Annotated in this window: 8 protein-coding genes; 5 read left to right on the top strand and 3 right to left on the bottom strand. The window is 60.8% G+C overall.

Annotated features, from left to right (window positions below):
* Positions 1-262 precede the first annotated feature (262 nt).
* Positions 263-1405, top strand: a complete 1143-nt coding sequence (gene pdxB / locus FBY02_RS05110) for a 4-phosphoerythronate dehydrogenase PdxB (RefSeq protein WP_144924180.1) — start codon at positions 263-265, stop codon at positions 1403-1405.
* 229 nt (positions 1406-1634) lie between these two features.
* On the opposite strand, the gene FBY02_RS05105 is transcribed toward pdxB, so the two are convergent.
* Positions 1635-1814, bottom strand: a complete 180-nt coding sequence (locus tag FBY02_RS05105) for a PA1571 family protein (protein ID WP_041023262.1) — start codon at positions 1812-1814, stop codon at positions 1635-1637.
* A gap of 249 nt (positions 1815-2063) precedes the next feature.
* On the opposite strand from FBY02_RS05105, the gene FBY02_RS05100 reads away from it, so the two are divergent.
* Positions 2064-3842, top strand: coding sequence for an ABC transporter transmembrane domain-containing protein (locus FBY02_RS05100; protein WP_178112065.1), 1779 nt, complete (start codon positions 2064-2066; stop codon positions 3840-3842).
* Between the two features lie 421 nt (positions 3843-4263).
* Here FBY02_RS05100 and FBY02_RS05095 read toward each other — a convergent pair whose 3' ends face one another.
* Positions 4264-6192 (bottom strand): transglycosylase SLT domain-containing protein, encoded by a 1929-nt coding sequence (locus FBY02_RS05095; protein ID WP_144924174.1) that lies wholly within the window; start codon positions 6190-6192, stop codon positions 4264-4266.
* 214 nt (positions 6193-6406) lie between these two features.
* On the opposite strand from FBY02_RS05095, the gene FBY02_RS05090 reads away from it, so the two are divergent.
* Positions 6407-8323, top strand: coding sequence for an ATP-binding cassette domain-containing protein (locus FBY02_RS05090; RefSeq protein WP_144924171.1), 1917 nt, complete (start codon positions 6407-6409; stop codon positions 8321-8323).
* A 147-nt stretch (positions 8324-8470) separates the two neighbouring features.
* Here the strand turns inward: FBY02_RS05090 and FBY02_RS05085 are convergent, their stop codons facing one another.
* A complete protein-coding gene (locus tag FBY02_RS05085; protein WP_024777909.1) occupies positions 8471-8911 on the bottom strand; it encodes a universal stress protein in 441 nt (146 codons plus the stop codon).
* Between the two features lie 102 nt (positions 8912-9013).
* Here FBY02_RS05085 and FBY02_RS05080 point away from each other — a divergent pair, with 102 nt between their 5' ends.
* Both FBY02_RS05080 and fadB read left to right on the top strand, forming a co-directional pair.
* Positions 9014-9451 carry a hypothetical protein gene (locus FBY02_RS05080; protein ID WP_144924168.1) on the top strand — a complete coding sequence of 146 codons (438 nt, stop codon included), beginning with the start codon at positions 9014-9016 and terminating at the stop codon, positions 9449-9451.
* Between the two features lie 487 nt (positions 9452-9938).
* Positions 9939-12086 (top strand): fatty acid oxidation complex subunit alpha FadB, encoded by a 2148-nt coding sequence (gene fadB / locus FBY02_RS05075; RefSeq protein ID WP_144924165.1) that lies wholly within the window; start codon positions 9939-9941, stop codon positions 12084-12086.
* Positions 12087-12110: the final 24 nt, after the last annotated feature.

Genomic DNA, 12110 nt, shown 5'->3' with positions numbered 1-12110 from the left:
AGCGCAAGGCGGCGGATTCTACGCGTTGACGCAGTGGTCAGGAAAAAAGCTGTGTTGGGGATTTGTAAACGCGTGCTCAACTTGTGAATGTTGTTGTGGCGAGGGGATTTATCCCCGCTCGACTGCGTAGCAGTCGCGAAAATCATGGGGGCGCTGCGCACCCGGCGGGGGTAAACCCCCTCGCCACAACATCATGCTTCACCACTAATGCGCAGACACACCGGAACGCCTACACTGCCCACCCCGCCAAAGGAGCTTTGCCATGCTGATCGTCGCCGACGAAAACATTCCCCTGCTCGATGCCTTTTTCAAGGACTTCGGTGAGATCCGCCGGGTACCGGGGCGCGGCATCGACCGGGACATGGTCGCGCAGGCCGATGTGTTGCTGGTGCGCTCCGTCAGCCGGGTCAATCGTGCCTTGCTGGAAGGCAGCAACGTGCGTTTCGTCGGCACTTGCACCATCGGCACCGATCACCTGGACCTGGATTACTTCGCCGAGGCCGGCATCCGCTGGGCCAGTGCGCCGGGCTGCAATGCCCGTGGCGTGGTGGATTACGTGCTGGGCAGCCTGATGGCCCTGGCTGAAATCGAGGGCGCGGAGCTGCCGCAACGCACCTTCGGCGTGGTCGGCGCGGGCCAGGTGGGCGGGCGTTTGATCGCAGTGTTCAAGGGCCTGGGCTGGGACGTGAAGGTCTGCGATCCACCCCGTCGGGCGATCGAGGGTGGTGATTATGTAAGCCTGGAACAGATCATCGAGCAGTGCGACGTGATCAGCCTGCACACCCCCCTGACGCGTGACGGCGAGCATCCAACCTGGCATCTCTTCGACGAGCAGCGTCTGAGCAGTCTCAAGCCTGGTACCTGGCTGATCAATGCGGCCCGCGGACCGGTGGTCGATAACATCGCGTTGCGCAATGTGTTGCTGGAGCGCGAAGACCTGCAAGCGGTGCTGGATGTCTGGGAGCAGGAGCCTACGGTGGACGTGGACCTGGCCGACCTGTGCGTGATCGCCACGCCGCACATTGCCGGCTACAGCCTCGATGGTCGCCAACGCGGCACGGCGCAGATTTATGAAGCCTTTTGCGCGTTCCTGCAGGTACCGGTTGCAGTCAGCCTCGGCGATCTGCTGCCTCGTCCCTGGTTGGGCGGCATCACCCTGGACGCTGCCACCGATCCCGCCTGGGCGCTGGCCGCGCTGTGCCGTGGCGTATACGACCCGCGTCGTGACGATGCGGACTTTCGCCGTAGCCTGGTGGGGACGGTCAGCGAGCAGCGCAGTGCCTTCGATGCCCTGCGCAAACATTACCCGCCGCGCCGGGAGATCGACAGCCTGAAGGTGCGCATTGAAGGGCAGTCACCGGCGTTGCAGCAGATCGTGACCGCGCTGGGTGCAGAGGTTGTATAGGCCCGTTTTTTTGTGGCGAGGGGATTCATCCCCGCTGGGGCGCGTAGCGGCCCTTTGAACAGACGCTGGCGGTGGAAGACTTTACATGCAGGGGCTGCTATGCAGCCCAGCGGGGATAAATCCCCTCGCCACGGGCGCGCGGTGGGCCTGGGATGACGGGTAAGTTGCCTATCCAGACAGGCACAAAAAACCCGACATCAAGGTCGGGTTCAATCGAAGACGGGCTGTATCACTTTTGTTCGGCAGGCTTGACCAGTCGTTGTTCCAGTTCGCTGCAGGCTTTCTGGATCATCTCTTCGGTGATCGGTACTTCGCGCCCTTGGGCGTCGATGAACGAGCAGCCCAGGGACTGGTCCGGTTGCGTGCGGATCACTTGAATCTTGTCGTCGCTGCTGTGTTGCAAGGACATGGCCTGTCTCCTCATCAGGTTTTAATGTCTACCGTACTGTCGTCAGGTGACTGAGAAATGACACTCCTTGTCGGTCATGACGACAGCTCTACTCAAACAGAAATACTTGTACGTTTCCAGTCAGACTTTAGACCGATACTCTCTAGTCCGTAGTCGTTGCGGTCATATTTAACCTGACTCATTCTGATTCAAAGAGGTTGCGCCGCGCTTCGGTACTGTCGCCCCGTCCTTTTCCTGTTGCACTATCGGATGTTACTGATGCTTTCTTCCCGACATCGCCGCGTCATTGGCCTGGCCAGTGGTTTTATCGCTCCTTACCGCAAGCAGGTCGCCGGTGCATTGCTGGCGCTCATCGTCACGGCAGGTATCACCCTGTCCATGGGCCAGGGCATCCGGCTGCTGGTGGACCAGGGGTTCATGACCCGTTCTCCTCAGTTGTTGAACCAGTCCATCGGCTTGTTCATGGTGCTGGTGATAGGCCTGGCGATCGGGACCTTCTCCCGGTTCTACCTGGTGTCGTGGATTGGCGAGCGCGTGGTGGCCGATATCCGGCGACAGGTTTTCAACCATCTTGTGTATCTGCACCCGGGGTTCTACGAGAACAACCGCAGCTCGGAGATCCAGTCACGCCTGACCGCCGACACCACGTTGCTGCAATCGGTGATCGGTTCGTCCTTGTCGCTGTTTCTGCGCAACGCCCTGATGGTGATCGGCGGCATCGTGCTGTTGTTCGTCACCAACCCCAAGCTCACCAGCATCGTGGTGATTGCCCTGCCGCTGGTGTTGGCGCCGATCCTGGTGTTCGGGCGTCGGGTACGCAGCCTGTCCCGTCAGAGCCAGGACCGCATCGCCGATGTCGGCAGCTACGTTTCCGAAACCCTGGGCCAGATCAAGACCGTGCAGGCCTACAACCATCAGGTCCAGGATGAACAACGCTTTGCCGTCACGGTGGAGCGGGCGTTCGAGACCGCCCGCAAACGTATCGCCCAACGCGCCTGGCTGATCACCCTGGTGATCATGCTGGTGCTGGGAGCGGTGGGCGTGATGCTCTGGGTCGGGGGCATGGACGTGATCGCCGGGCGGATCTCCGGCGGCGAGCTGGCGGCGTTCGTGTTCTACAGTCTGATCGTCGGTAGCGCCTTCGGTACGCTGAGCGAGGTGATCGGCGAACTGCAGCGGGCCGCCGGCGCTGCCGAGCGTATCGCCGAGCTGTTGCGCTCGCAGAACATCATCCAACCACCGACCTCGGGCCTGGTGACGTTGCCGGAGCGGGTCCGGGGCGATCTGCGTCTTGAAGGCGTGCGGTTCTCCTATCCGTCCCGGCCGGAAAGCTTTGCGCTCGATGGCCTGGACTTGACGGTCAACGCCGGCGAAACCCTCGCCCTGGTCGGACCGTCCGGTGCGGGTAAGTCGACGGTGTATGACTTGCTATTGCGTTTCTACGACCCGGCCCAAGGCCGGATCCTCATAGACGATGTGCCGTTGAGCCTACTCGATCCCCTGGACCTGCGCCGTCATTTCGCCCTGGTTTCACAGAACCCGGCGCTGTTTTTCGGCACCGTGGAAGAAAATATCCGCTACGGCAATCCTGACGCGACCGCCGAGCAAGTGCGCGAAGCGGCCCGGATCGCCCATGCCCACGACTTCATCGAAAAGATGCCCGAGGGCTATCAGACCCACCTGGGCGACGGTGGCCTGGGGTTATCCGGCGGCCAACGCCAACGCCTGGCCATCGCCCGGGCGCTGTTGGTGGACGCGCCGATCCTGTTGCTGGACGAAGCCACCAGCGCCCTCGACGCGCAAAGCGAGCACCTGATCCAGCAAGCCCTGCCCGATCTGATGAAAAACCGCACCACCCTGGTCATCGCCCACCGCCTGGCCACGGTGAAAAACGCCGACCGGATCGCGGTGATGGATCAGGGCAGGGTGGTGGCGGTAGGTACGCATCAGGAGCTGGTTGCCAGCAATGAGCTGTATGCGCGGTTGGCGGCGTTGCAGTTCAACCAGCAAGGGGGGGTGGCTCAATGAGTGCTGTGCTGTAGTTGCTGAGCGCGGTGCTTGAGAAGGGGGTAATGAGCCGTGACCGATCTGGTAACCGACCCAGTAGCCAGACTGTTTCAAATATTGAGCAGCGACGCTTCACTGAAGATCAGTGAGCCGATCCAACCAGAGTCACCCAGCAGTCCGACGCAATGGTATCGTTTTACTTTGCTAGGCAAGCGGCCTTGGCACTGCTTGGCTGAGGCTTGTCGGTGCATACACATCCAATGTGTGGCTTGCTCGCGAACGCGGTGGGTCAGACCGGGTAATGTTGGATGTGCTGCCGTCTTCGCGAGCAAGCCCGCTCCCACAGGATCAAGTCACCGACAAAAATGCCCGCATCTTTCGATACGGGCAATTTCTCAGGTACAGCTTGCCGCTTGAAGCTCAATACTCGTCGCTGCTGCACTCACTGATCATCAAAATACCGCTCATGCCAGTCCACCAGCGGTTGCGGCGAGTTGAGTTTCTGGCCGTAGATCACCGAGTACGACAAGACGTTCTGTACGTATTGGCGGGTTTCGTCGAAGGGGATGCTTTCAACCCAGACGTCGAAGCTCAGGTGGTCGGCGCCGCGCAGCCACTGGCGTACGCGGCCGGGGCCGGCGTTGTAGGCGGCCGAGGCCAGGACGCGGTTGCCGTTGAACTGGCTGTGGACCTGGCTCAGGTACGCTGCGCCGAGCTCGATGTTCTTGTCCGGATCCAGCACTTGTTGGGGCGAAGCCAGGGGAATGCTGAACTTGCGCGCGGTTTCCTTGGCGGTACCGGGCATCAATTGCATCAGGCCGGCGGCACCCACGCCGGAGCGGGCGTCATCCATGAAGGCGCTCTCCTGGCGGGTGATCGCGAACACCCAGCTCGAATGCAGGCCACGGACCTTGGCTTGGCGCACCAGGGTATCGCGATGCGCCATCGGGAAACGGATGTCCAGGTCATCCCAGTACTTGGCCTGGCTGATGGTGCGGATGGCCGGGAAATACCACTTCAGGTCGTAGGCCAGCTTCGCCTGGGCGACCATTTCGTCGCGGTTGAAGTGCCGGCTGACGTGATACCACTCGCGGCGACCGTCGACGATCTGCCCGCGGGCATGGAACTCCAGGGCCCGGCGAATGCCCGGTGTGTTACGCACTTTATTGATCAGTGCCTGACTCAGCACCAGGGGCTTGTTGGCGAGCGAGTAGGGCGATTGTGAGCGGTCGGCGGCCAGGAAGCCATAGAAATCCCGCTCGCGGGCCAGGTGCTTGTAGAGCGTCAAGGCCTCGGGGTTCTGCGGTTGAGCCAGCTCCAGGCTGCGGGCCTGCCAGTAGCGCCAGCGGTTGGTGGTGGCCAGCGACTCGGGCAGGCGACGGGTCAGCTGATAGGCGTCGTCCCAGCGACCCAGGCGCAGCAGCAGGCGCAGGCGCCATTCCGAAACGGTGTCGTCCCGCAATTCCGGGTCATATTGGGTCATCACGTCGAGGGCGCGACTGTCGAAGCGCTTGGCCAGGGTCAGGCCGATCTCCCGGGCGATGGCGACTTTTTCGTCGCGGGAAAAATGCATGGTGCTGGCGTAGCCGTCCAGCAATGCCATGGCTTTGTCCGGATCCTGGCGGGCAAGGCGACGCAGGCCGAGGCTGACGATATCCGACATCGGCTCATCGGCCGGGACGAAGCGCGAGGGCTGGTTGAGCAGTTCGGGTTTTTGCGCCACGTCCACCAGCAACTTGCCGCGAGGGGCGAGGGTGACCAGGCCGCTGACCAGGCTGTTGGCCAGTGGATAGTTGCGAGCCTGGGCCGCCAGTTTGGCGCGCTCCCAGCGTTTGTGCTCGGTCAACTGGCCTTGGGAGGCCCACAGACCGAACAGCGCGTCGCAGGCTTCTGGTTGGGATTTACCGGTGAGCCAGAGTTTTTCGGTGTTGGCGTAGCCCTCGGCCTTGAGACCATGGCTGAGCTGATACTGGGCGTTGAGGCAGTCCAGCTCGGTGAAGTTGAGCTTGGGGTCGTAGTATTTGACGAAGGTCGCCCAGTCGCCGCGCTCGGCCAGCCAGCGCAACCAGCGCAGCTTCATCCAGTTGGCCTGGGGCAGGTCACCGTGTTCAGCGAGGAATTTCTCGATTTCGGCGTTGCTCGCGCTCTTGAGGCGAGCGGTCAGTTCGTCGTAGGCCAGGTACGGTTCCAGCGGATAATCGCGCAGGGCCTGGCTATAGCGGAAATAAGGACCGGAATCACCTTTGGCCAAGGCTCGCTTGGCTTCATCGTAATACTGGCGCTGGGTGGAGATATCCACCGCTTGAGCGGTTTGAACGGCAGTGGCACACACGAAAAAACAAGACAAAACAGTAATAAGGCGACTGCGCATGAGACATCCGGGCAGAAAAAAACATGAAAAGCCCAAGGGGTAACCCAGGGTAACTGCCTGTAGCTTAGCCTTTTGCCAGCAACCGGCGAAAGCTTTGCGGGGGCGTCGGCGCAAGTTCGCAACATTTATTATGCAGAGTGCTTCAACGAAGAAAATGGCGGACCCCTGAAGTCTCATCTCAGGTAGAATGCGCGCCCGGTTTTTGGAGAAGCTCATGACCCTGCTCAAATTCAGCGATGTGTCCCTTGCTTTCGGCGCGATGCCGTTGTTGGACAAGGTGTCCTGGCAGATCGCCCGTGGTGAGCGGGTGTGCATCATCGGCCGCAACGGCACCGGCAAGTCCAGCATGATGAAGCTGGTCAAGGGCGACCAGAAGCCCGACGACGGCTCGGTCTGGCGTGCCCCCGGCCTGAAAATCGGTGAGTTGCCCCAGGAACTGCCGCTGGCCGACGAGCGGACGGTGTTCGATGTGGTTGCCGAGGGGCTGGACGGTGTCGGCGCGCTCTTGGCCGAATATCACCACCTGAGCCAGAACATCGTCACCGACGCCGACCTGGAAAAACTGATGCATGTGCAGCACGACCTCGAAGCCCGCGATGGCTGGCGTCTGCAGCAATTGGTCGACAGCACCCTGAGCCGCCTGCAACTGCCGGCCGACAAGACCCTCGCGGAGCTGTCCGGCGGCTGGCGTCGTCGCGTCCTGCTGGCCCAGGCACTGGTTTCCGAACCGGACCTGCTGCTGCTCGACGAACCGACCAACCACCTGGACATCGGCGCCATCGCCTGGCTTGAAGAAGCCTTGAGGGATTTCCAGGGGGCGGTGCTGTTCATCACCCACGACCGTTCCTTTCTGCAGAACCTGGCGACCCGCATCCTTGAGCTGGATCGTGGCGGCCTGATCGACTGGAACGGCGACTACGCCAGTTTCCTGGTGCACAAGGAAGCGGTCCTGGCGGCGGAAGAAACCGCCAACGCTTTGTTCGACAAGCGCCTGGCCCAGGAAGAGGTCTGGATCCGCCAGGGCATCAAGGCCCGTCGTACCCGTAACGAAGGTCGTGTACGCGCCCTCAAGGCCCTGCGTGTGGAGCGCAGCGAGCGTCGCGAGCGTACTGGCAAGGCTAATATCCAGCTGGAAACCGCTGAAAAATCCGGCAAGCAGGTGATGGTCCTGGAAAACGTCAGCTTCGCCCATCCCGGCGGGCCATTCCTGGTCAAGGACTTCTCCATGGTCCTGCAGCGCGGCGACCGCATTGGCCTGCTGGGTGCCAATGGCACCGGCAAGACCACCTTGCTCAAGCTGATGCTCGGCGGCCTGGTGCCGTCCAGCGGCAAGGTGGAAGAGGGGACGAAGATCGACGTCGCCTACTTTGACCAGTTGCGTCACCAACTGGACCTGGAAAAGACCGTGATCGACAACGTAGCCGAAGGCCGCGACTTCATCGAGATCGATGGCCAGAGCCGCCATGTATTGAGCTACCTCGGCGATTTCCTGTTCAGCCCTCAACGTGCCCGTACCCCGGTCAAGGCGTTGTCCGGTGGTGAGCGCGCCCGTCTGCTGCTGGCGAAGCTGTTCAGCAAACCGGCCAACCTGCTGGTGCTCGACGAGCCGACCAACGACCTGGACGTGGAAACCCTCGAACTGCTGGAGGAAGTGCTGCTGACCTTCAACGGCACCGTGCTGATGGTCAGCCACGACCGGGCATTCCTCGACAACGTGGTCACCAGCACCCTGGTATTCGAAGGCGAAGGTCGGGTTCGCGAATACGTCGGCGGGTATCAGGACTGGCTGCGCCAGGGCGGCTCGCCACGCCTCTTGGGCGTGACCGAGAGCAAGTCCGGCAAGGCCGACTTGAATTCGGCTGTGGTCAAGGCCGAGCCTGCTCCGGTAGCGGCCCCGGCCCCGGCCCCGGCCAAGAAGAAGCTCAGCTACAAGCTACAGCGCGAACTGGAAGCGTTGCCGGGTGATATCGATGCCAAGGAAGCGCAGATCGCCGCAGTGCAGGCCGAGATGGCCGATGCCGATTTCTACCAGCGACCGGCTGCGGAAACCGCCAAGGTGATAGCGCACCTGGAGCAGTTGCAGGCTGAGTTGGATGCACTGGTGGAGCGTTGGGCCGAGCTGGATGCCTGATCAGATGTTCAAGATCCCAGGGCACCAGAGGGCTTGAATTGAAATGAAGTCTAATGTGGGAGCGGGCTTGCTCGCGAAGGCGGTGTGGCAGTCGATTAGTAGGTGACTGTAATGCCGCTTTCGCGAGCAAGCCCGCTCCCACAATGGTTACGCACGCTTGACCAGGTGCACCGCCAGCACATCGCAAGGCGCGCCATGCAACACGTCGTTGGCGGTGGAACCCAGCAGCAACGCCAGTCCATGGCGTCCATGGCTGCCCACCACGATCAGGTCACAACCCTGTTCCTTGGCCAGGTGGTGGATCTCCTGACGCGGCTGGCCGTAGGTCAGGTGGCTGTTTTCCCGTTTCAAGTCCGGGTATTTCACGATCAGGCGGTCAAGGCGCTCCTTGGCCTGGTCGAATTGCTGTTGCTGCAGTTGGGAAAGGTCCATGGGTACATCGCCGCCAAAGGCCATGGCCATCGGTTCGACGATATGCACAAGTGACAATTTGGTCTCTCGGCCATCGCACAGGGCGCGAGCGCGTTTGATGACGGGATCGCATTCTTCAGTGAGGTCGACGGCGACCAGGATGTGTTCGTAGTACATGAAAAGCACTCCAGAGAATGGCGATACGGTTAAGTATGGCTGGTTTCAAGCGCATTGACGGCGACATGGGTCAATGGCTCATCAGAATTCGGGAGTACAGATATGACGGTCTGGATAGTGGTGTCAATCCTGCTGGTGGTATTTAGCCCCCTGGCATGGTTGCGGCCGTCCCGTGTACAGAGCGGTCGCATGGCCCTGCGCATGGAGGCCCGTCGCCTCGGCCTGGCCATGCAATTGGTGCCCCAGCAATGGCCGCACTGGCTCGATCCCCAGCCTCCAAACCCCTGCGCGCAGTACCATCGGCCCCGGCGCGGCAAGCAGCCGGTCTGTTGGAGTTACTGGCAAAGCGCACCGGGCGTCTGGGTCAATCAGTGGCGGGAAGTTTGCCAGGACGAGTCGTTGCTCGAGCATTTCCGGAAGCTGCCCGCCAACGTCTACAAGGTCGAAGCCGACCGGCAGATGATCACCCTGTACTGGGGCGAGAAGGGCGAAACCGCTGTTTTGCAGGATATTGCAGCGGTGCTCAAGGCCCTGGCCTGACCCATAAAAAAGCCCGACAGTCGCGTCGGGCGGGTTGGCCAGGCAGGCCGCAAACCAGTTCAATCCGGGCGTTCGTTCGTAACGCCCTCGCGCCAAGCCCTTCAGTAACGTATCCGCCAGCATAGCCGGTTGTAACCATCGCGCCCGGAATTAGGGCGACTTTTCTAATTATTGATCTTATGAATGTCTGCACATGCAGCGTTGTATTGCGGATCTGCAGGGTTACGGAAATGACCGTCAAGTCGCTTCCAGGGCCTTGTTTAGGGCGATTGACAATTGTCGGAAATTCCGTGAAGGTGACGTACCCAAATCAAACGGGCGTATGAATTGAGCGTTTGTATTTTCCGAAGGTTCCTACAGAACCCCGACTATCGCGTTGACGGGTGTGCCTGGCGGATTGGCGTAGCATCGACGGTAACGTCAATGCCGAACCAGTGGTCAGCGTTCAACGTGTACTGTTCAGCTTCCATATCGTGGAGATCAGTTGATGATTTACGAAGGTAAAGCCATCACGGTTAAGGCTCTTGAAAGTGGCATCGTCGAACTGAAGTTCGATCTCAAGGGTGAGTCCGTCAACAAGTTCAACCGTCTAACCCTGAATGAATTGCGTCAGGCCGTGGACACTATCAAGGCAGACGCTTCGATCAAGGGTGTGATCGTCAGCAGCGGCAAGGACGTCTTCATTGTCGGTGCCGACATCACCGAATTCGTCGACAACTTCAAGCTGCCCGATGCCGAACTGATCGCTGGCAACCTCGAAGCCAACCGTATTTTCAGCGACTTCGAAGATCTCAACGTACCAACCGTCGCGGCCATCAACGGCATCGCCCTGGGTGGCGGCCTGGAAATGTGCCTGGCAGCGGATTATCGCGTCATGTCTTCCGCCGCCAAGATCGGCCTGCCGGAAGTCAAACTGGGCATCTACCCGGGTTTCGGCGGTACCGTGCGCCTGCCGCGCCTGATCGGTGTCGACAACGCCATCGAGTGGATTGCCGCCGGCAAGGAAAACCGTGCCGAAGACGCGCTGAAAGTCGGCGCCGTGGATGCGGTGGTCGAACCTGCCAAGCTCCAGGAAGCAGCTCTTGAGTTGATCAAGCGCGCCATCAGCGGCGAGTTCGACTACAAGGCCAAGCGTCAGCCGAAGCTGGAAAAACTCAAGCTCAACGCCATCGAGCAGATGATGGCTTTCGAAACCGCCAAGGGTTTCGTGGCCGGCCAGGCGGGCCCGAACTACCCGGCGCCGGTCGAAGCGATCAAGACCATCCAGAAAGCCGCGAACTTCGGTCGCGACAAGGCCCTGGAAGCCGAGGCCGCAGGCTTCGTCAAGCTGGCCAAGACCTCTGCTGCACAAAGCCTGATCGGTCTGTTCCTCAATGACCAGGAACTGAAGAAAAAGGCCAAGGCCTACGACGAAATCGCCCGTGACGTGAAGCAGGCCGCCGTGCTCGGCGCCGGCATCATGGGGGGCGGTATCGCCTACCAGTCGGCGTCCAAAGGCACGCCGATCCTGATGAAGGACATCAACGAACATGGCATCGAACAGGGCCTGGGCGAAGCCGCCAAGCTGCTGGTGGGGCGCGTCGACAAAGGTCGCATGACCGCGGCGAAGATGGCCGAAGTGCTCAACGGCATTCGTCCGACCCTGTCCTATGGCGATTTCGGCCATGTCGACCTGGTGGTCGAAGCGGTCGTCGAGAACCCGAAGGTCAAGCAGGCGGTCCTGGCTGAAGTCGAAGACAAAGTCAAAGAGGACACCATCCTCGCCTCGAACACCTCGACCATCTCCATTTCGCTGCTGGCCAAGGCCCTCAAACGTCCGGAAAACTTCGTCGGCATGCACTTCTTCAACCCGGTGCACATGATGCCGCTGGTGGAAGTGATCCGTGGCGAGAAGTCCAGCGAACAGGCGATTGCCACTACCGTGGCCTACGCCAAGAAAATGGGCAAGAACCCGATCGTCGTCAACGATTGCCCGGGCTTTTTGGTCAACCGCGTGCTGTTCCCGTACTTCGGCGGTTTCGCCAAGTTGGTCAGCGCTGGCGTGGATTTCGTGCGCATCGACAAGATCATGGAAAAGTTCGGCTGGCCGATGGGCCCGGCCTACCTGATGGACGTGGTTGGTATCGACACTGGCCATCACGGCCGCGATGTCATGGCTGAGGGCTTCCCGGACCGCATGAAGGACGACCGTCGTTCGGCTGTCGATGTGCTCTACGAAGCCAAGCGCCTGGGCCAGAAGAACGGCAAGGGCTTCTACGCCTACGAGACCGACAAGCGCGGCAAGCAGAAGAAAGTGGCCGATCCGTCGGTGCTGGAAGTGCTCAAGCCGATCGTCTACGAGCAACGCGAAGTCACTGACGAAGACATCATCAACTGGATGATGATCCCGCTGTGCCTCGAAACCGTGCGTTGCCTGGAAGATGGTATTGTCGAGACCGCCGCCGAAGCCGACATGGGTCTGGTCTACGGTATCGGCTTCCCTCCATTCCGTGGCGGTGCGCTGCGCTACATCGATTCGATCGGTGTGGCCGAGTTCGTTGCCCTGGCTGACCAGTACGCTGATCTGGGCGCGCTGTACCACCCCACCGCGAAGCTGCGTGAGATGGCCAAAAATGGCCAGAGCTTCTTCGGTTAAGCGCCCAACGACTAGAGCGAGAGA

This window comes from Pseudomonas sp. SJZ078, assembly GCF_007828255.1.
Taxonomy (GTDB): domain Bacteria; phylum Pseudomonadota; class Gammaproteobacteria; order Pseudomonadales; family Pseudomonadaceae; genus Aquipseudomonas.
The sequence above is the reverse complement of the archived record's forward strand: the minus strand, read 5'-3'. Positions and strand labels throughout refer to the sequence as shown.